Source organism: Nonomuraea sp. NPDC051941, from assembly GCF_044593615.1.
This window is the reverse complement of the sequence record NZ_JBIUCF010000008.1, coordinates 58851-78748: the sequence shown is the minus strand read 5'-3', so window position 1 is coordinate 78748 and position 19898 is coordinate 58851. Positions and strand designations below refer to the sequence as shown.

The window sequence follows — 19898 nt, the reverse complement described above, 5'->3', positions numbered from 1 at the left end:
TGATTCGCTATACAACTCCTAATTGAAAGTCTACTCTCAAAATTATGCGACTTCCCATCGAACGCAACCAGGAGTGCCCCTTCGACCCGCCCGCGCGGCTGCGCGACCTGCCGCCGATGGCCCGGCTGGAGATGGCCGACGGGCATCAGGGCTGGCTGGCCACGACGATGGCGGCGGCCCGCACCGTGCTGGGCGACCCCAGGTTCAGCGCCAGGCAGGAGCTCAAGCACACCGCCGTGCACGTGGTGCGCCCCGGCGGTGCCGCCCGGCCCGCCCCGCCGGGGTTCTTCGCCGCCACCGACCCGCCCGAGCACACCCGCTACCGCCGCCTGCTCACCGGGCAGTTCACGGTGCGCAGGATGCGCCTGCTGGAGCCGCGCATCGAGCAGATCGCGGCCGACCATCTCGACACCATGGCGAAGGCGGGCCCGCCGGTCGATCTGGTGACGGCCTACGCCCTGCCGATCCCGTCGCTGGTCATCTGCGAGCTGCTCGGCGTGCCGTACAGCGACCACGACTTCTTCCAGGACCGCAGCGCCGCCCTCGTCACCCCCGACAGGGACGGCGCGCAGGCGACGGCCGACCTCACCGCGTATCTCGGCGAGCTGGTACGCCGCAAGCGGGTCGAGCCGGGCGACGACCTGATCAGCGGCCTGACCGGCGAACTGACGGACGAGGAGCTGACCTACGTCGCGCTGATCCTGCTCGTGGCGGGCCACGAGACGACCGCGAACATGCTGGCCCTGGGCGTGTTCGCGCTGCTGAAGGAGGGACTGCCCTTCGAAGAGGGCCCAGTGGAAGGCCCAGTGGAGGGAGCCGTGGAGGAGCTGCTTCGCTGGCTGTCGATCCTGCACCAGGGAGCGCCGTCCAGGGCGGCGCTCGAGGACGTGGAGGTGGCGGGCGAGCTGGTCAGGAAGGGGGAGACGGTCGCCCTGTCCCTGCCCGTGATCAACCGTGACGGTGCGGTGTTCGAGGATCCGGACGCGCTCAGGCTGGACCGGCCGGACGCGCGGCGGCACCTGGCGTTCGGCCATGGCGTGCACCAGTGCCTGGGGCAGCAGCTCGCCAGGAACGAGCTGCGCATCGGCTACCGGGCGCTGTTCGAGCGCTTCCCCGGCCTGCGGCTGGCCGTCCCCGCCACCGAGGTGCCGCTGAAGCACGACGCCTCGGTGTACGGGGTGAGATGCCTACCGGTGACCTGGCCGGCTGCTGACTGAAAGGTGACCTGGCCGGCTACCGGCTGAGGTGCTCCAGGGTCTGGTCGCGGCAGCCGGAGGGGGCGTTCACCGGGTTGCAGCGGGCCGTGGCGCCGCCGGGCAGCTCCGCCACGTAGTCGCTGCCGTTCCTGGCGGACAGGCCGATCACGGGGAAGTCGGTGCTGACCATCTGCGCGCCGCTGTCCAGCGCCGCCTTCAGCCTGCTCGTGTCGCCCGACCTGGCCTCGGTGAAGGGCACGTCGGACCGGGTGCGTACGTAGTACCCCTTCCGTACGAGGTCCTGGATCTGCGCGGTGTTGGCGCCCTGCGGCTCGTTCCAGCCGACGAAGGCGGCGTCGGGACGGCCCGGACGCGAGTTCGTGAACAGCACCCGCCCCTCCAGGCTCGGCCGGCCCGCCTTGTAGGGCGTCTGGATGTTCTCGCCCTGGTTGTCCATGAAGAACATGATCTTGCCCCGCGAGGACGACAGCTCGGGCCAGCCGTGCTTGAGCACGGACTGTTCGAGGGTGAGCCCCGGCCGGCGGACGTCGTCGGGCGTGATGAGCCGATCGCCGGGGAACACCGACCGGATCTCGGCGTCCAGGGCGTCCATCAGCGCGGTGTCCCACGCCGGGCTCTTGGCGCCGCCCATCGCCTCCTTGGCCGGGTCGGTGCTCTTGAACTCGGTGAGGATCGTCAGCGGCACGTGCCCGGGATGCGCGTCGGACCATTCGCGCACCTGGCGCAGGCAGGTGGCCAGGGCCGAGCAGTTGGTGCCGTAGTCGTGGTCGGCCCAGTGCAGCACCTTGAAGCCGGGCTTGGCGAGCGCGGGGTCGTTCAGCGGTGGCAGCCCGGCGTCCCGCCTGACCAGCGGGTTGGCGTAGAGGCCGCCCTGCGGGTCGGGGAAGACGTCCAGCTCGATGCCGCGCACGTGCTGGGCGCCGAACTGGTTCGGCAGGGCGGTGTGGGAGTACTGCAGGTTCCACCAGTTGGCGTCGGTCCTGCGCTGCACGTCCTTCTCAGCGTCGGTCAGCTCGCGGTGGTAGCTGTTGTGGGTGGCCATGGTCTGGATCTGGTTGATCCGCAGGTTCCCGCGTCCGGCCGTGGTGGCGGCTGTGGTGGCGGCTGTGGTGGCGTCCGCGGCGGGTACGGACGCGAGCGCGGTCAGGGCGGTGGCGGCGAGGCCAACGAGGGCGAGGCGGCGCATGGGTCTCCTAGCAAGGGGGTTTTACCGGGACAGACCATCGAAGTCAGGGGTTAACGGTCGATCACGAAATATCCAAACGAGCTAGGAAATATGCGGGAACGTCAGAGGATGGCCAGCGGGGTCACCGGGCTGCCCGTGCCGCCCTCGATCCTGAGCGGCGCCACCACGAACACGAACTCCGTACACCCCCTCTCCCCCAGCTCCTCCAGCCACAGCATCTCGATCAGGTGGACGCCGTGCCGGTGCAGCAGGATGAGGTGCAGGTCGTCGGCGAGGCCCTCGTCGGCGAGCCCGCGGGCGTTGAGCCCGCCGATGGCGGCGTTGTCCGAGGCCACCACGGACACGTCGTGCGCCGCGAGCCAGCGGCCCGCCTCCGCCGACAGCCCGGGCTGGCCCGACCAGTACTCCTCGCGCGAGCGCCCCCACACCGCGGGCCATCCGGTACGGATCACCGCGGCGTCCCCCGGCCGCGGCGTGGCGATCTCCGCCAGCAGCTCGGCCGGGATCCGGAAGTCGGCCGGCAGGTGGTCGAGGCCGAGGCGCCGGGGCACGTCGAACAGCACTCCCCTGGCCACCACGCCACCCACCTGCTCGATGCCGCACCTGGTCGCCCCGTAGGAGCGGACCCGGGCCGCTGGGTGGCCGTTGTAGAGCTCGTCGCCGGACCACATGTGGCACAGCGCGTCCATGTGGGTCGTGGTGCCGTGGTGGCTGACGACCAGCGCGTCGTCGGCCACGTACAGGCCCTCCCCGATCGCGCGGGCGCCGGCCGCGTAGTCGCCGCCGTCCACGGACATGAAGTGCTGCGGCAGCGGGCGGCCCGGCAGGTGCGGCACCGTCGTGGGGGCGGGTGAGGAGGTGGCGCCCCTGATCGGCATGGCCAGGCTCAGCACCTCGCCCGTGGTGGCGCTGCGCAGCGCGTCGAGCACCACGGCCGGGGTGAGGAGGTTGAGGGTGCCGCGCTGATCGTCTGGGCCGAATCGTCCCCAGTTGTTAGGCTCGTGAACCAAGTAAGCGCTTCCTTTCTCCTGTCTCACACGGAGGTGTGATGCACTGCGATCCGCGGTTCTCCCGCGTGCGCGAGGTGTTCGAGCGGCAGCTCGCCGACGGGGCGGAGCTGGGCGCCGCCTTCGCCGTCCAGCTGGACGGCGAGCTGGTCGTGGACCTGTGGGGCGGCGTCGCCGACCGGCACACGGGCCGGCCGTGGGAGCACGACACGCCCGCTTTCGCCTACTCCTGCACCAAGGCGATCACCGCCACCGTGCTGCTTCAGCTCGCCGAGCGGGGGCTGGTGGACGTTTCGGGGGCCGTTGCGGACGTGTGGCCGGAGTTCGCGGCCCGGGGTAAAGGGGCGATCACCGTCGAGCACCTGCTCACGCACCAGAGCGGGCTGCCGGTGGTGGAGGAGCCGGTGCCGGTGGAGGAGTTCGGGGACCTGGCGGCCATCGCCGCCCGGCTCGCCGGTCAGGCGCCGCTGTGGGAGCCGGGGTCGGCGCACGGGTATCACGCGCTGTCGTACGGGTTCCTGGTGGGCGAGGTGATCAGGCGCGTGACGGGCAAGTCGGTCGGCGAGCTGGTGTCCGCCGAGATCGCCGGGCCGCTGGGGCTGGAGCTGTGGGTGGGCGCGCCGGACACGGTGATCGCCCGTACGGCCCGCCTCAAAGCAGGCGAAAGCCCTCAAACGGGTGCGGGCCCGGCACCCACCGAAGGGCAGGCCGAGATGGCCAAGGCCGCGCTCGATCCGCAGAGCCTCATGAACCGGGCGCTCGGCAATCCCGGCATGCACCGGCTCAAAGGCGGCGCGAACCACCCCGTCATCCTGCGCGCCGGCTGGCCCGCGGCCGGGGTCGTCACCACGGCCAGGGGGCTGGCCGGGTTCTACCGGTCGCTGATCGCGGGCGACCTGCTGCGCCCCGAGACGCTGCGGGACGCCGTACGCCCCCGCGTGCACGGCCCCGACCGCGTCCTCTTTCTGGACACGTCGTTCGGCCTCGGCTACATGCGGCCGTCGATGACGTTCCCGATGCCGTCCGAGACCGCGTTCGGCCACTCCGGGCTGGGCGGCTCCCTCGGCATCGGCGACCCGGAGCGCGGGCTGGGCATCGGCTACGTCATGAACAAGATGGCCAACGCCGTCTCCGGCAACCTGCGCGGCCTGCGCCTGGTGCAGGCCGTCTACGACTCGCTCTGATCGCCGCATGATCGCTCACTGCATCGTGACGCCGCCGCTCACCGACAGCGTCTGCCCGGTGATGTACGCGGCGCGGTCCGTACAGAGGTAGGACACCAGGCCCGCCACGTCGGCGGGCGTGCCGAGGCGGCGCAGCGGGATGCCCCGCGCGATCCTGTCCACCAGCCCCGGCTCGGCCGCCGACACCCGGCGGAGCATCGGCGTGTCCGTGGGGCCCGGGCAGACCACGTTGGAGGTGACGTGCGCCTTGGCGGCCTCCCGGGCGATCGTCTTGGCCAGCCCGAACAGGCCCGCCTTGGTCGCCGCGTACGCGCCCTCGCCGCCCGACCCCGCCCTGGCCCCGTCCGAGGAGATGAACACCAGCCGCCCCCGCCCCCTGGCCGCCATCCCCGGCAGCAGCAGCTTGGTGAGCAGCATCGGCCCGCGCAGGTTGACCTGCCACATGAGGTCCCAGTTCGCCGGGTCGCTCTCGGTGAACGGCTCCACGATCGACACCCCGGCGTTGTGCACCAGGATGTCCACGGGGCCCACGGCGCCGCCGAACTCCGCGACGGAGGCCGGCGAGGTCAGGTCGACGGCCAGCGCCCGCGCGCCGGGCAGGCCGGAGGCCACCTTCTCCGCGTTCGGCAGGTCCACGTCGGCGACGACGACCTCCGCACCCAGCGCGGTCAGGTCCGTGGCGATGGCCGCGCCGATCGCGCCCGCTCCCCCGGTGACCACCGCGACGCGCCCGTCCAGGCGCAGCCCGTCCATCACTTCCACATCTCCACCAGGTCGGCGGTGGTGGCGCGGGTGGCGAGGAGGCTGATCGTGTGTTTCAGCACGGCCTGCGCGTACTCCTCCGGGATGCCCGCCACCGCGTCCCTGACCACGGTCACCCGGTAGCCCAGGTTGACCGCCTCCAGCGCGAGCCCGGGGATGCCGAGGTTGAGCGAGACCCCCAGCGCGACCACGTGGGAGACGCCCAGGGAGCGCAGCGTCATGTCGAGCGAGGTGCCGGTGAACGGGGAGAACCCGTGGTGGCGGCGGCTCTCCAGGTCGCCGCCGTCCCACAGCTCCGGGAGGACCTCGGTGGCGGCCGTGCCCTCCAGCATGTGGCCGGGGTCCTTGAGCAGGGCCACGATGAACGGGCAGTTGTCCGTGTGGGAGCCGGACCGGTCGGGGCGGAAGGCCGCCGTGCAGTGGATCACCGGGATGCCGGCCGACCTGGCCGTGTGGAGGAGGCGGGCGGCGTTGGCGACGACGTGGTGCCGCGCACAGGCCTCCACCAGATCCGGAAATTTCGTTAGATCGCCGACGACGCCCCTTTGCATCTCCATCACCAGCACGGCCACGCGCTCCACGGGCGACCTCCGTCGATTTAGCCGAGCGCTTGCTTGGGACGCCTCAGCATATCACCCACGACACAGGGTTATTTCGCATTAACACCCGGCGAAATATCTCCAGTCGTGACAACCCGAACCCCGGGTGAGACTGTCGAATCGATGACGGCTGCTGATGGGGGTTCGACTTGGTCCCTGGTTACCGTGAAGTTCGCCAGCTCGGCGCGGGCCGCACCGGCCGCGTGTTCCTCGCCACCTACCAGCAGACCGGCGCCTACGTGGCGATCAAGTACCTGAACGCCACCCTGCGCAGGGACACCGAGTTCATGGACCGCTTCCGGTCGGACACCCACGAGCTCGTCGAGATCGACGACCCCAACGTGGTCCGGCTCTACGAGTACGTCGAGACCCCCACCAGAGCGGCCGTCGTCATGGAGCTGGTGGACGGCGTGTCATTGCGTACGCTGCTGGACGAGCACCGCGGGATCAGCCCGGAGGCGGCCCTCACCGTGCTGAAGAGCACGCTGCTGGCCCTGGCCGCCGCGCACGAGCGAGGGGTGCCGCACCGCGACGTCAAGCCGGAGAACATCCTGGTCCAGGCCGACGGCACCAGCAAGCTGGCCGACTTCGGCGTGGTCGTGCACGCGGAGGAGCCGGGCGTGCCCGCGGGCAGCCCCGAGTACATGTCGCCCGAGCTGTGGACGCAGGACCGGGCGGGGCCGCCGGCGGACGTGTACGCGGCGGCGTGCGTGCTGTTCGAGGCGGTCAGGGGGCGGCCGCCGTACCGGGCCGTCAAGGAGGGCGAGGACGGGGCGCTGGACGTCCCGGCCATGCGGGACAAGCACCTGGTGGAGCCGGTGCCGCTGGAGGTCGCGCCCGACTCGCTGCGCGACCTGCTCAGGCGCGGGATGGCCAAGGACCCGGCGACCAGGTACGCCTCGGCCCGGCAGTTCGCGGCGGAGCTGGAGGAGGACGCGGTCGCCGGGTACGGCCCGGACTGGGAGAAGCGCGGGCGGCGGCATCTGGGCGAGCTGGCCACGCTGCTGGCCCTGCGCTTCCCGCTGGCCAGGACCGAGCGGGCCTCCGGAGTCACGACCACCCTCCGGGACCGGGTGCTGCGCATGCCCCGGCTACCGCCGTACCTGTGGGTGGCGGGGGCGACGGTGGCCGCCGTGGCGATCTCGCTCATGATGTCGGGCGGGCGCATGCCTCCAGGGCCCGGCACGATCCTGATGCCGCCGCCCAAGACGGCGCAGACCGAACCGGAGCCGGCGCCCGTGGACGCGGCCACGCCCACCCGGACCCGGACGTCCGCGGCTCCCCGGCGCAGCACTCCCGCGCGCACGGTCTCCCCTCCTCCCAGCCCTCCTCCCACGGTGCGGCAGGGCGGGACCTCGGTGCCGCGTCCGACCGCGGTGCAGGCCGCCGGCATCGTGGGGTGGAGCGGCACGGCGGGGGCGATCACGGTCTCGGCGGACGGCACGGGGCCCGTACGGTTGCGGATCTCGTACACGCGGCGGGAGGGGGAGGGCGGGGCGGCCCGGACGGTGCGGCAGGAGACGCGGACCTTACGGGGGAGCACGGCTTACACCAGTGCCGTCACGCACGATCCTGGAGGTGTTTCCTGCGGGAAGCGGGCGTATGTCGGGATCGTGGTGATGACGGAGCCGGCGGCGGGGAACGGGCCGCAGGTGAGCGAGGTCGCCGTCGACGGTCCCGCCTGCCCCACGCCCACGCCGACTCCCCACCCGCCTACACCTACGCCTACGCCGAGCGAGGAGCACAGCAGGACGGCCGTCGGGACGCCTACGCCGTCGGAGGAATCCTTCGCCAGATCCTCGGACGAGCCCACCGGCCGGCCCTCCGAGGAGCCCATGATGCTCCTCTCGACGCCCGAGGAGGAGCCACCCCTTTAGCGGCCGAGTGAGGGCCTTGTGGGGCAACCAAGCGTGCGCTAGCTTGGCAAGCGATGAGCGGTGACACCTCTGCGTACTGGGCCGCCTGCAGGCGCGGCGAGCTGGTCGTCCAGCGCTGTACGTCCTGCGACCGCCGCGTCCACCTCCCCGAGGCGGCCTGCCCATGGTGCGGTGGCGGGGAGCTCGTCTTCGAGCCGGTCGAGGGCGAGGGCGTCGTGCACACCTTCACCGTCGTGCACCGCTCGTTCGCCCCCGCCTACCGGGGCCGGGAGCCGTACGTGATGGCCTGGGTGGACCTGCCGGCCGGCGTGCGGGCGTTCGGGCACGTGGTGGGGTGCGCCCCCGGCGAGGTACGCGTCGGCATGCCGGTACGCGTGACGTTCATCGACGAACTCCCCCATTGGAGGCCCGTGTGAAGCTCGGCAACGTGCTCATCCCCGTCGCGAACCTGGACGAGGCGATCGCCTTCTACGGGCTGCCGGTGAAGTTCAGGGACGGCGACAGGTTCGCGGCGCTCGACGGCGGCGGGGTCACCGTGGCGCTGGCCGGGCCCGCCGAGCACGTCACGACTTCGGTCGCGCCGTCGTACAAGGTGGACGACGTGGCGGACGCCGTGCGGGGGCTGACGGAACGCGGCGGCGAGGTGGTGCGGGAGCCCGAGAAGGGGCCGCACGAGATCCGGGCGGTGCTGCGCGACCCCTCAGGAAACGTCTTCGTGCTCTATCAGCCCCTCTGACTGGAGGCCTCCCCCATGGCGCGATCACCTTACGGCAACTACGGCCACGCGATCCTGACCGCCGGAGCGCTGCGCACGCCCGACCAGGTCGCGCTCACGTACTGCGGCGAGCAGAGCTTCACCTACGACCAGCTCAACAGGAACGTCAACCGCCGCGCCCACGCCCTCCTGGAGAAGGGGGTCGGGCCGGGCCGGCGGGTGGCGGCGCTGCTCAACGAGACGCTGCGGGTGGCCGAGGTCTACCTCGCGCAGGCCAAGATCGGGGCGGTGACGGCGGCGCTGAACCCGTACTGGCCGGTGGAGACGCTGCGTGACGTGGTGGCGGCCTCGGGGTGCACGGCGTTCGTGTACGACGCGACGGTCGAGGGCGTGGTCGCGCAGATCAGGGACTCGCTGCCCGGCGTGACCACGTGGATCGACGTGCGGGAGCTCGAAGGCGCCTCCGACGAGGAGCCGCCGATCAGCGGCCGGTACGACGACCCGCTGGCCCTCTACTACACCTCGGGCACGACGGGATTGCCGAAGGCGGTCGTGCACACGCACGCGTCGTCGCTGGCCACGGCGCAGATCTGGCTGGACGTGCCGCGCGGCCCCGACTCGGTGTTCGGGACGGGAGCGATCATCTGGGGCATCGGCTTCCCGGCCATCGTCGGGCCCGCCCTGTACGCCGGGATGCGGCTGGTCCTGGAGCAGGACTGGGGCCCGGCGAACTTCCTGCGCGTCGTCCCCCGCGAACGGGTCACGCATCTCTCGCAGATCCCCTCGTTCTACGCGGCGCTGCTCGCGTCCCCCGAGCACGAGGACGTGGACCTGTCGTCCATCCAGGTGATCATGCTGGGCGGCGAGCCCCTGACCGCGACCATGCTCGAACGGATCAAGGCCAGGCTGCCGCAGGCGGGCGTGTACTCCTACTACGGCCAGACCGAGGCCCCGTACACGTGCATGGGCCGCGTGGACGACGGCACGATCCCGCTCGGCTCCTCGGGCCGTCCCCGCACCGGCAACGCGGTGCGGATCACGGACCCGAACGGCGAGCGCGTGGTCGGCGAGGTGGGCGAGATCAACCTGGCCGGACCGCACCGCATGACCGGCTACGACGGCCTGCCCGAGCGGACGGCCGAGGTGCTGCGCGGCGAGTGGTACGTCGGCGGCGACCTCGGCACGCTCTCCCCCGACGGCGTGCTGCGCGTGCTGGGCAGGCGGGAGGACTCGATACTCAAGGGCGGCGTCTGGACGCAGCCGGTCGTGATCGAGGAGGCGGTCTCGGCGCTGGACGGCGTGGCCGAGGCCGGCGCGGTGGGCGTGCCCGAAGGGGCCTCCGAGCAGGAGGTCCTGCTGGCGGTCGTGCCGCGGGCGGGGCACACGCTGGACGCGTCCAAGCTGGCGCTCGCGCTGGCCGACACCCTGCCGGCCCATCAACGGCCCGACCACATCGTGGTGGCCCACGCGCTGCCGCACTCGCAGGACGCCTCCGGCGGTCCCGGCAAGCTGCTGCGCGGGAAGATCCGCGAGCTGCTCGGGTGAGCGCGTACGAGCACGAGGTCAAGGCGCTGCTCAGCGCGGCCGGGGTGCCAGTGCCGCGCGGGGTGGTGGTGCACGACCTGGACTTCGACCGGGCCGGGGAGCTGGCCGAGCCGCTGGTGCTGAAGGCGTTCGGCCCGGGACTGGTGCACAAGTCGGACGTCGGCGCCGTCGCGCTGGGGCTCTCCAGGGAGGACCTAGCCGGGGCGGCGGCCGGGATGCGGGCCAGGCTGGAGGTCGCGGGCTTCCTCGTCGAGGAACAGGCCGAGGCCGGCGTGGAGCTGATCATGGGCCTGGTGCGGGACCCCGGATTCGGGCCCGTGCTCCTCGCCGGGCTGGGCGGGGTGTGGACGGAGGCGCTGCGCGACACGGCGCTGCGGCTCTGCCCGATCTCGGAGGAGGACGCGCGGCGCATGCTGGCGTCGCTGCGCGGGTCCTCCGTCCTGTACGGGAGCCGCGGCGGCCCGCCGGTGGACGTGGACGCGGTGGTCAAGCTGCTCATGACGGTCGGCGGCCCGGGTGGGCTGTGGGAACGGCTCGAACTGGGCGAATTCGAGCTGAACCCGGTGATCGCCGGCCCTTCCGGGGTGATCGCGGTCGACGCCCGCTACCTGCCTTCCCCGGGACCCGTGGCGGGCGCCTCCCGCGCGACGACGGACTTCCTGCCGCTCTTCGAGCCCAAGGCCGTGGCCGTCGTCGGGGCCTCCACGACCAGGCCGAACTTCGGGAACATGTTCCTCGGCTTCTACCGCGCCGCGGGCGTCCCACTGGTGGCGGTGCATCCGACGGCGGCCGAGGTGGCGGGGGTGCCGGCCGTGCCGTCCCTCGCCGAGGCGGACGTGGACTACGCCCTCGTGGCCGTGCCCGCGGAACGCTGCGCCGAGGTGCTGCGGGAGGCGCGCGGGGTGCCGTTCGTGCAGGTGATGAGCGGCGGGTTCGCCGAGACGGGCCGGCCGGACCTGGAGGAGGGGCTGGTCGAGGCGGCGCGGGCGGCGGGCACGCGGCTGCTGGGGCCCAACTGCATGGGCGTGTACAGCCCTCGGGGACGGCAGACGTTCGTCGGGGGCGGGCTCGGGCCCGCCGGGACGGTGGCGCTGATCTCGCAGAGCGGCGGGCTCGCGGGCGAGGTGATCAAGGTCGGGGAGCGGCGCGGGCTGGCGTTCAGCCGGGTCGTCACCGTGGGGAACTCCGCCGACGTGACCCCCGCCGAGCTGCTGCGCTGGCTCGCCCGGGACGAGGAGACGCGGGCCGTCGGGCTGTACCTGGAGGACCCGCGTGACGGGCGCGAGCTGTTCGAGGCGCTGCGCGCCGCGGAGCTGCCGGTGGTGCTGCTGGTCGGCGGGCGGAGCGGGCAGGGGCAGGAGGCGGCCGCGTCCCACACGGGCGGCATGGTGAGCGACCGGCGGGTGTGGGAGGCGGTGGCCGAGCAGGCGGGGGCGGTGCTGGTCGCCGGCCAGGACGATCTGATCGGGGTGCTGGCGTACTTCCAGGCGCACGGCTCGCGCTCAGGCGCCGCCTCCGGCGGCGTGCTGGTCGTGGGGCCGAGCGGGGGCGCGAGCGTGCTGGCGGCGGACGCGTTCGACCTGGCGGGGGTACGGCTGGACCCGCTGCCCCCGGACGCGCTGGAGGCGCTGCGCGGGCTCGGGGTGGTGGCCTCCGGCAACCCGCTCGAAGTGCCGGTCGGGCCCCTGGGCCGGGCCGGGCTCGTGCCCGAGGTGGTCTCCGCGCTGCTGCGGTGCAGGCCGTACGGCGACGTGGTCCTGCACGTGAACGTCCAGGCGTTCTTCACGTACGGGGACGCGGCGGAGCCCCTGTACGCCTACACGCGGGTCGTGGCGCAGGCGCAGGCCGCGCTGCCGGGCACCAGGATCACCCTCGTCACCAGGAACGGCGAGTGCGCGCCCCCGGGGGTCGAGGACGAAGTGAGGCGGATCGCGGCGGAGGCGGGAATCCCCGTCTACCGCTCCATGGAGGCGGCGGCGGTGGCCGTCGCGGCTGGAGGGCGTTATGGGGTTGCTTGAGGGCAAGGTCGCGTTGATCACCGGTGGCGCTCGCGGGATGGGTGCGGCGCACGTGCGGCTGTTCCTTGAGGAGGGGGCGCGGGTGGTGTTCGGTGACGTGCTCGACGAGGAGGGGAAGGCGCTGGCCGAGGAGACGGGGGCCGCGTTCGTCCATCACGACGTGACGAGCGTCGAGGACTGGGAGCGGGCGGTGGCGACGGCCACCGAACTGCACGGCCGTCTGGACGTACTGGTCAACAACGCCGGGATCCTGAAATTTCGGCGCATCAGCGATATGTCACCCGAGGACTTCGACCGGGTGATCGGCGTCAACCTCAAGGGCACCTGGCTCGGGATCAAGTCGGCGATCGACCCCATGAAGGCGGCCGGGCGGGGCGCCATCGTGAACATCTCCTCGATCGAGGGCTACGTCGGGGCCGAGGGGCTGTCGGCGTACTCGGCGTCGAAGTTCGGGGTGCGCGGGCTGACCAAGTCGGCCGCGCGGGAGCTGGCCCGGTTCAAGATCCGGGTGAACTCGGTGCATCCCGGCGCGATCAACACCTCGATGGCGATGGACCCCGACATGATGAACGAGGTCGACGCCGATGCCTTCGTGAAGTCCATGGTCATCAAGCGCTTCGCCAAGCCGGTGGAGGTGTCCCACGTGGTGGCCTTCCTGGCCTCGGATCGAGCCAGCTACTGCACGGGCAGCGAGTTCACGGTGGACGGCGGGCTGCTCACGGGCGCGGGGTACTGACTCGGGGCAAGGCTCTCACCTGGTACGAGGTAGATCTTTTTGGATTAAACCTCCTTAGCTTGGACATTTCTGGCAGCATCTTTGACCAGCGGGTTCTTGGTCTAGGAAAGCTTGAACGTCACTTGGTGCTGGCTTGACCTGCCGAGACGGCACGGTAGCCTCGCTCATCACGGAAGACGACAAGCCTCCGGTTTTGTCCCAGTAGTCACAGGGTGTCCCTTTACCCGGGATCTATGCGGACAAACCGGCTTGCCCGGAAGGTGTCCCCATACTTCCATGACGCCAGAGATGCAGAAGTACATCGAGTTGCTGGAGAGCCAGCTCGGGTATGCCGAGAAATCAGGGGCGTACACCAAGTTCGGCAACTGGTACGGCAAGAACGTCGAGTTCGACGCCGACTACAGCTCCGCCCCATGGTGCGACATGTACCTCTCGTGGGCCGCGCACAAGCTCGGGTACGAGGACTGGATCGGGCAGTTCGCGTGGACGGTGTCGCACGCGGAGTGGTTCAAGGAGCAGGGGGCGTGGGGCCACAAGCCCAAGCCCGGGGCGTTCGTCTTCTACGACTGGAGCGGCTCGAACAGCATCGACAACATCGACCACGTCGGCATCGTGACGAGGGTCGAGGGTGACACGATCTTCACCATCGAGGGCAACATCGACGGCGGCGTCGCCAAGCGCAAGGAACGTGACACAAGCAAGGTCGTCGGGTACGGCTACCCGGAGCGCATCAAGTCCCGCCTGGACGAGGAAGCGGCCCGGCAGCAGCGCGAGGCCCAGAAGAAGGCCGAGGAGCAGGCCGCCCTGCAGCCGGGGCCGGGCACCGACGTCGGTGCGCTCCAGCAGCTCTCCGGGAACGAGCTGCTCACCTCCCTGATCCCCCACAGCGAGATCCAGGAGCCCACCCGGGCCCCGGAGACCGGAAGCTCCCCCGCGAAGAAGGAGCCTCAGGCCGCTCCCACGCCCGCTTCCCCCAAGGTCGCCACCGGCTCCGCCTCGGACAGCACGACCGCCGAGAGCCCCAAACAGCCGAAGAAGGCCAAGCACGCCAAGCCGGCGACGGCCGACACCACGGCGGCGACCGCCGAACCGATCCCCACGCACGCGGACGCCTCGGCCACCGGCCCGATGCCGGCCATCTCCTCGCCGACGCTGGTCGGCTCCGCTCTGGTGGCGGCCCTGGCCCTGCTCGCCGTGGCCAGGACCCGCCGCCTGCGGGCCGCCCCGGCCACCGCCCCGGTCACCGCTGGGGCCACGACGCCTAGCCCCGCCGCCAACCGCCGCCGTCGCCGCCGCAAGCTCGCGGTCGAGGTCGAGCCGGTCCGTACGAGCCGCCGCACGACCGCACTCCAGCCGACCGCCGCCCTGGACGCCCTCCAGCCGGTTACGGCCCTGGAAGCCGTCCAGCCCGCCGCCCGGGCCACCGGACGCCGCAGGCGCCCGCTCGACACGCGCCCCTTCGACCTCGCCACGGACGCCGATCCCTTCGACGCCTTCTTCGCCTCCCGCTCGGCCGAACCGGCCCGGAGCGGGCCGGTCGAGATCCTGGTGGACACCGGGCCGCTGGAGCGCTTCGTGGACACCGGGCCGTTCGAGCGCATCGTCATCCCCCAGGCGACCAGCGCGTTCGATGCCTTCAGCCCGACCGACGGCAGGGGCGACGACGTCTTCGACATCGGCGCCACGTACCAGGGACGTCGCCGCCGCCTCGGGCGCCCTGGCGACGAGCCAGGAACGGCCGACCTCCCGCTGCGCGGCCGCCGGCACCGCCGTCCGTCACCCACCCAGGGCATGCACATCGGCGGCGCGCAGCCGTTCGCGCAGGACGCCCCGCTGGCGGGCCGCCGCCACGCCTCCGCCGGGTCACCGCAGCCGCACCGGCGCGAGGACGAGCGCCAGCTGGTCGGCGCGGGCGGCACCGGCAGGGGCGCCTCCAGCCACCCGGCCAGGAGCGCCCCGAGCCAGCCTGGCAGGAGCGCCCCCGGCCAGCCCGGCCGGAGCACATCCGGTCAGCCCCGGAGGCGGGGCCGCCACCGCGCCTGAGCGACCCTCACGAGGCGGCCCTCACGAGACAGCCCTCACGAGGCGGCCCCCACCCCGTAGTCGGCGGCGAAGGCGGCCAGCCGGGACACCGCGTCCCGGCTGCGGCTCCAGGGCCGTACGATCAGCCGCTCCACGCCCAGCGCCGCCCAGGCGGGCACCTCGTCGGGTGAGGCCAGCGCGTACGCGTGCGCGGTCACCGGCACCCCCGCCCCCAGCCGGCCGAGCTGCGGCTTGATGGACTCGAGGGTGTGCGGCATGCTGATCCACCCGTCGCACAGCCGGGCGGCCCGGCGCAGCGCGGCGGCCGACTCCCCGCCCGCGAGCACCGGCAGCCGCCGCTGCACCGGCTTGGGCTCGAACGCGACCTCGGGGAACGAGTAGAACCTCCCGGAATGGGTGACCACCGGCTCGCTCCAGAGCCGCCTGACCACCTCGATCGCCTCGTCCAGCCGGGCTCCCCGGGTGCGGAACTCGACGCCGGCCGCCTCCCACTCGCCCCGGTACCAGCCGGCGCCGACCCCGCAGATCGCCCGTCCCGACGAGACCACGTCCAGGGTGGCGAACGCGCGGGCGGACACGAAGGGGTGGCGCAGCGCGAGGAGCTGCACCGCCGTACCGAGCCGGACGCGGGAGGTCAAGGCGGCGAGCCAGCACAGGTACGCGGGCGCGTCGAACAGCGGCGTGCCGGGCTTGATCCCCGGGTCGGACGTGCCCGGGTAATGGGCGAGCGACAGGTCGGTGGCGAAGACGAGGTGCTCGGGCAGCCACACCGATTCGAACCCCAGCTCGTCCGCCGCCACCGCCACGTCCTTCCACGCGTCCGGGTGCACCAGTCCGAGCGGCACTCCGAACTTCATGGCCACCTCCGCAGGTCGCCGCCCAGGAGGGCGGTTCGGACGCGTTCCCGGTGCGCCGCCGTGGTGCCGTACGCGGCCGACAGCGACCAGGCCCGCGCGAGCCAGAACCGCAGGTCCAGCTCCTCGGTGTAGCCGATCGCGCCGTGCACCTGCAGCGCCACCCGGGCCGCCAGCACGGCGGCCTCACCGGCGGCGGCCTTGGCGGCGCTCACGTCACGGTCAATGCCGGGAACGCCCCGGTCCACCGACAGGGCCGCCCGGTGCACCAGCGGCGCGGCGAACTCCACCGCCACGGCCGCGTCCGCGAGCTGGTGCTTGACCGCCTGGAACGACCCGATCGCCGCGCCGAACTGCGTCCGCACCCGCGCGTACGCGACGGTGACCGCGAGCAGCTCCCTGGCGACCCCGATGAGCTGCGCCGCCGTCGCCACCGCGGCCCGCCGCAGCACCCGCTCGACCGGGCCGCCCAGTTCCTCGGACTCGTCGAAGGCCACCTCGAACGCGGGACGGCACGGGTCCGGCCCGGTCCTGGGCACCAGGCGTACCGACTCCCTGGCGACCAGGCGCCACCCGCCGTCCCGCGCCACCAGCAGCAGGTCGGCCAGGTCGGCGTCCGGCGCGTACGCCTGCCCCGGCGGCAGCACGGCGACGCACAGCGCGCCGGAGGCCAGCTTGGGGTTGTCCGGCAGCAGGTACGGCGCCACCACGGCGGTCTCGACGACCGGCCCCGGAAGGCACGCCCGCCCGGTCTCCTCCAGCGCGGGCAGGACGTCGGCCAGCCCGAGCCCCAGCCCGTCGGACTCGGGAGGCGCCAGCAGGCCGAAGAACCCCAGCGCGGCCAGCTGCTCCCAGGCCGGCCGCCGCTCGGACCGCAGCGCGGCCGGTGGGCAGTGCGCCCGCAGCACGTCCCGCACAGTGGCGGCCAGCGCGAGCTGCTCGTCCGTGAATCCGAAGTTCATCGTGGCAGCCCCAGGACCCGTTCGGCGATGATGTTGCGCTGGATCTCGTTCGTGCCCGCGTAGATGGGCCCGGCCAGCGAGAACAGGAACCCGTCCAGCCAGCCCTCCTCCCCCGCCCGGTCCCCGAGCAGTTCCATGGCCAGGGCGTGCATGCGGAGGTCCAGCTCGGACCAGAAGACCTTCCCCATGCTGGACGCGGAGCCGATCTCCTCCCCCGCCATGAGCCGCCGCGCCGTCGCGAACGTGTGCAGCCGGTACGCCTCCGCCTCGGTCCAGCACCTGGCGGCCCGGTCGGCCGCCACGGGGTCGCCCGAGGATCGGGCCAGCGCGACCAGCCGGTCGGCCGTGGCCAGGAAGCGGCCGGGGCTGCGCAGGGTGAGGCCGCGTTCGGAGGACGTGGTGGCCATCGCGACCCGCCAGCCCTCGCCGACCTCGCCGAGCACCATCGAATCGGGCGTGAACACCCCGTCGAAGTGCAGCTCCGCGAACCCCGGCAGCCCGTCGAGCTGCGCGATCGGCCGCACGGCGACGTCGGAGAGGGGGAAGAGGAAGTACGTCAGCCCCTTGTGCCGCGTCCCCGACGTGCGGAACAGGCCGAACCCGTGCGTGGCGTAGGCGGCCCGCGAGCTCCACGTCTTGTGCCCGTACAGGCGCCAGCCGCCGGGCACGGGCTCGGCGCGCGAGGTGAGGGCCGCCAGGTCGCTGCCCGCCTCCGGCTCCGACCAGGCCTGCGCCCACACGTCGTCGCCTCTGGCCATCCTCGGCAGCCACCGCCTGCGCTGCTCGGGCGCGCCGAAACGCATCAGCGAGGGGCCCAGCAGGAAGATGCCGTTCTGGGTGACCCGGGCTGGGGCTCCGGCGGCCCAGTACTCCTCCTCGAAGATCAGCCACTCGATCAGGGAGGCGCCGCGCCCGCCGTACTCCTCGGGCCAGGAGACGACGGACAGCCGCGCGTCCGCCAGCAGCGCCTCCCAGGCGCGGTGCGCGGCGAAGCCCTCGGGGGTGTCCATGGACGGCAGCGGTCCCGGCACGTGCGCGCGCAGCCAGTCGCGAACCTCGGCGCGGAAGCCCTGCTCGGCCGGGGAGAAGTCGAGATCCACATAACCAACCTAGCGCACGCTTGGTAGCTCGAACAGCGGTTTACGGACATAGTCTGTTGGCCATGCAGGGACTGCTGCTGAAGCTGTCCACGCTCGACGCCGACGCGGAGAGCGCGGTGCGGGTGATCGCTTACTTCGACTCGCTGCTTCGCGACCACGTGAGCGTGCCCACGCTGCTCGCGGCCACGGCGCGGCTGGCGCAATGCCCGGTCGGGCTGCTCGACGCGGCCACCGGCCGCCGCACCCGCACGTCGCCCCGCGGCGCCGTGGACACGCCAGCCGAGGCCCCGGCCCAGGTCAGGGAGCTGAGCGACGGGCTCGGGGCGGTCTGGATGGAGCGCGAGGGGCCGGCGCACGGGCTCGACGAGATCGTCCTCGAACGGTACGCGGTGGCGGCCGAGGTCACCCTGGAACGCGCGGCCGCGCTCGCGCGGTCGGGGCAGGACCCCGCGCTGGTGGAGCTGGTGCTGTCGGCCGAGACCGGCGAGGCCGAACGCGCCCGGGCCCTGCGCCTGCTCGGCTTCGCCCCCTCCACCCCGCTCCAGGCCCTGGCGATCGCCCTGCCAGACCGGGGGCCGGACCGGGGGCCGGACCGGGGGCCGGACCGGGAACTCGCCGCCGGCCTGCGCGCCATGGGCCACCAGGTGCGCGCCACCAGGATCGGCGACACGGAAGCGGTCCTGGTGGCGACCACCCTGCCCCGCGACCTTCCCGAGGGGTCGCGGGTGGGCATCGGGCCCGAGCTGCCGGGCGCGCGGGCGGCCGAGTCATGGGCCGGCGCGCGGACCGCGCTCCGCTTCACCGGCCCGCACGATCGCGTGATGCGCTGGTCCGAGCTGGGGGCCCTGGCGCTGTTCGCCGACCTGCCGGAGCCGGCGGTCGCGGGGCTGGCCGACGTCCGGGCGATGGAGCGGCTCGGCGAGGAGTCCCTGGCGGCGGTGCGGGCGCTGTGCCTGGCGGGCTCGGTCCGCGGCGCGGCCGCCACCGTACACCTGCACCACAGCTCGATGGCCGCGCGCATCGCCAGGGCCGAGTCCGTGCTGGGCTTCTCGCTCGCCGACGCGGCCGGCCGCCTGCGCGCCCACCTGGCCCTCGCCCTGGTACGGCTGCGCGCCAACCTCAGACCGTGAACGCCCGCCTGAGCGCCGCCAGCCGGGCCGCCCGCGCCCGCTTGGACAGTTCGGCGTCCGGGACCATCCCGTCGAACCCGTGGAAGGCCCCCGGGTAGAGGTGGAGCTCGGTGGACACGCCCGCCTGCGACAACCGCAGCGCGTAGTCGACGTCCTCGTCCCTGAACACCTCCAGCTCACCGACGTCGATGAACGCCGGCGGCAGCCCGGCCAGGTCCGTGGCCCGGGCGGGAGCCGCGTACGGGGGCACGTCGTCGGTGCCGATCCGGTCGCCCAGCAGGGCGGTCCAGCCGAAGAGGTTCGCGCTGCGGCCCCAGACCACCGCCTCGGTGAACTCGTGGCTGGACGGGGTGATGTTGCGGTCGTCCAGCATCGGGCAGACCAGCAGCTGGAACGCCACGTCGGGGCCGCCCCGGTCGCGGGCCAGCAGCACGGTCGCGGCGGCAAGCCCGCCGCCCGCGCTGGCGCCGCCGACCGCGATCCTGGCCGGGTCGATGCCCAGCTCGCCCGCCGCCTTGGCGGTCCACACCAGCCCGGCGTAGCAGTCCTCGACCGGCGCGGGATGGGGGTTCTCGGGCGCCAGCCGGTAGTCGACGGAGACCGCCACGCACCCGAGCTCCTCGACGTAGCCGATCATCATCGCCTCGTCGATCTCGGGCGTGCCGATGATCATCCCTCCGCCGTGGATCCAGTACAGACCCGGGCGTCCCTCACCGCCGCCCGCGGGGCGGTAGATCCGTACCCGGACATCGGGAGCGCCGTCGGGCCCCGGCACATGCCGGTCCTCGATCACCACGTCGCTGCCGGCCGGCGGCGCGGCGGCGAGGAACGCGTTGATCTGCGCGCGGTGCCCGGGCAGTTCCTCGGGCGTCAGGTTCGCCGTGTCGAACGTCGGGAACGGCGTCCGCTCGAGAAAGGCGCGAATCTCTGGGTCGAGGTTGGGGTGGAATGCCATCTGATATC

Annotated in this window: 18 protein-coding genes; 10 read left to right on the top strand and 8 right to left on the bottom strand. The window is 72.8% G+C overall.

From position 1 onward, the window contains the following. Positions 1-44: 44 nt before the first annotated feature. Entirely contained in the window at positions 45-1217 is a 1173-nt protein-coding gene (locus ACIHFD_RS16115) for a cytochrome P450 (RefSeq protein WP_397367531.1), read from the top strand. 16 nt (positions 1218-1233) lie between these two features. Here ACIHFD_RS16115 and ACIHFD_RS16110 read toward each other — a convergent pair whose 3' ends face one another. Then, positions 1234-2403 carry a phosphatidylinositol-specific phospholipase C1-like protein gene (locus ACIHFD_RS16110; RefSeq protein ID WP_397367530.1) on the bottom strand — a complete coding sequence of 390 codons (1170 nt, stop codon included), beginning with the start codon at positions 2401-2403 and terminating at the stop codon, positions 1234-1236. Between the two features lie 101 nt (positions 2404-2504). Then, positions 2505-3413 (bottom strand): cyclase family protein, encoded by a 909-nt coding sequence (locus tag ACIHFD_RS16105; protein WP_185071702.1) that lies wholly within the window; start codon positions 3411-3413, stop codon positions 2505-2507. Between the two features lie 38 nt (positions 3414-3451). Here ACIHFD_RS16105 and ACIHFD_RS16100 point away from each other — a divergent pair, with 38 nt between their 5' ends. Beyond that, entirely contained in the window at positions 3452-4594 is a 1143-nt protein-coding gene (locus ACIHFD_RS16100) for a serine hydrolase domain-containing protein (RefSeq protein WP_397367529.1), read from the top strand. A gap of 15 nt (positions 4595-4609) precedes the next feature. Here ACIHFD_RS16100 and ACIHFD_RS16095 read toward each other — a convergent pair whose 3' ends face one another. After that, positions 4610-5347, bottom strand: a complete 738-nt coding sequence (locus tag ACIHFD_RS16095; RefSeq protein WP_350725322.1) for an SDR family NAD(P)-dependent oxidoreductase — start codon at positions 5345-5347, stop codon at positions 4610-4612. Continuing rightward, the gene (locus tag ACIHFD_RS16090) at positions 5347-5937 is read right to left on the bottom strand and encodes an isochorismatase family cysteine hydrolase (protein WP_397367528.1); all 591 of its coding nucleotides are present in this window, start codon (positions 5935-5937) and stop codon (positions 5347-5349) included. The genes ACIHFD_RS16095 and ACIHFD_RS16090 overlap by 1 nt, the downstream gene beginning before the upstream one ends. A 167-nt stretch (positions 5938-6104) precedes the next feature. Here ACIHFD_RS16090 and ACIHFD_RS16085 point away from each other — a divergent pair, with 167 nt between their 5' ends. From ACIHFD_RS16085 to ACIHFD_RS16055, 7 genes are all read left to right on the top strand, one after another. Further along, positions 6105-7832, top strand: coding sequence for a protein kinase (locus tag ACIHFD_RS16085; protein ID WP_397367527.1), 1728 nt, complete (start codon positions 6105-6107; stop codon positions 7830-7832). A gap of 53 nt (positions 7833-7885) precedes the next feature. After that, positions 7886-8248, top strand: a complete 363-nt coding sequence (locus ACIHFD_RS16080) for an OB-fold domain-containing protein (RefSeq protein ID WP_355210707.1) — start codon at positions 7886-7888, stop codon at positions 8246-8248. Beyond that, positions 8245-8568 carry a VOC family protein gene (locus ACIHFD_RS16075; protein ID WP_355210710.1) on the top strand — a complete coding sequence of 108 codons (324 nt, stop codon included), beginning with the start codon at positions 8245-8247 and terminating at the stop codon, positions 8566-8568. Before ACIHFD_RS16080 ends, ACIHFD_RS16075 begins: the two co-directional genes overlap by 4 nt. 15 nt (positions 8569-8583) lie before the next feature. Then, the gene (locus tag ACIHFD_RS16070; protein WP_397367526.1) at positions 8584-10092 is read left to right on the top strand and encodes a class I adenylate-forming enzyme family protein; all 1509 of its coding nucleotides are present in this window, start codon (positions 8584-8586) and stop codon (positions 10090-10092) included. Then, a complete protein-coding gene (locus ACIHFD_RS16065) occupies positions 10089-12110 on the top strand; it encodes an acetate--CoA ligase family protein (RefSeq protein ID WP_397367525.1) in 2022 nt (673 codons plus the stop codon). The genes ACIHFD_RS16070 and ACIHFD_RS16065 overlap by 4 nt, the downstream gene beginning before the upstream one ends. After that, positions 12097-12846 (top strand): glucose 1-dehydrogenase, encoded by a 750-nt coding sequence (locus ACIHFD_RS16060; RefSeq protein ID WP_397367524.1) that lies wholly within the window; start codon positions 12097-12099, stop codon positions 12844-12846. The genes ACIHFD_RS16065 and ACIHFD_RS16060 overlap by 14 nt, the downstream gene beginning before the upstream one ends. A gap of 276 nt (positions 12847-13122) precedes the next feature. Continuing rightward, positions 13123-14889, top strand: coding sequence for a CHAP domain-containing protein (locus tag ACIHFD_RS16055; RefSeq protein WP_397367523.1), 1767 nt, complete (start codon positions 13123-13125; stop codon positions 14887-14889). 35 nt (positions 14890-14924) lie between these two features. Here the strand turns inward: ACIHFD_RS16055 and ACIHFD_RS16050 are convergent, their stop codons facing one another. From ACIHFD_RS16050 to ACIHFD_RS16040, 3 genes are read right to left on the bottom strand one after another with little or no spacing between them, the layout of a single operon-like run. Then, positions 14925-15746 carry a TIGR03619 family F420-dependent LLM class oxidoreductase gene (locus tag ACIHFD_RS16050; protein ID WP_397367522.1) on the bottom strand — a complete coding sequence of 274 codons (822 nt, stop codon included), beginning with the start codon at positions 15744-15746 and terminating at the stop codon, positions 14925-14927. Beyond that, positions 15743-16705, bottom strand: a complete 963-nt coding sequence (locus tag ACIHFD_RS16045; protein ID WP_397367521.1) for an acyl-CoA dehydrogenase family protein — start codon at positions 16703-16705, stop codon at positions 15743-15745. Before ACIHFD_RS16045 ends, ACIHFD_RS16050 begins: the two co-directional genes overlap by 4 nt. Continuing rightward, a complete protein-coding gene (locus ACIHFD_RS16040; RefSeq protein ID WP_397367520.1) occupies positions 16702-17805 on the bottom strand; it encodes an acyl-CoA dehydrogenase family protein in 1104 nt (367 codons plus the stop codon). Before ACIHFD_RS16040 ends, ACIHFD_RS16045 begins: the two co-directional genes overlap by 4 nt. Before the next feature lie 62 nt (positions 17806-17867). On the opposite strand from ACIHFD_RS16040, the gene ACIHFD_RS16035 reads away from it, so the two are divergent. Further along, complete coding sequence (locus tag ACIHFD_RS16035) at positions 17868-18935, top strand: helix-turn-helix domain-containing protein (RefSeq protein ID WP_397367519.1); 1068 nt, start codon at positions 17868-17870, stop codon at positions 18933-18935. Here ACIHFD_RS16035 and ACIHFD_RS16030 read toward each other — a convergent pair. Continuing rightward, on the bottom strand, positions 18925-19890 hold the full coding sequence (locus tag ACIHFD_RS16030) for an alpha/beta hydrolase (RefSeq protein WP_397367518.1): 966 nt from the start codon (positions 19888-19890) through the stop codon (positions 18925-18927). The two genes, ACIHFD_RS16035 and ACIHFD_RS16030, sit on opposite strands and share 11 nt — an antisense overlap. Positions 19891-19898: the final 8 nt, after the last annotated feature.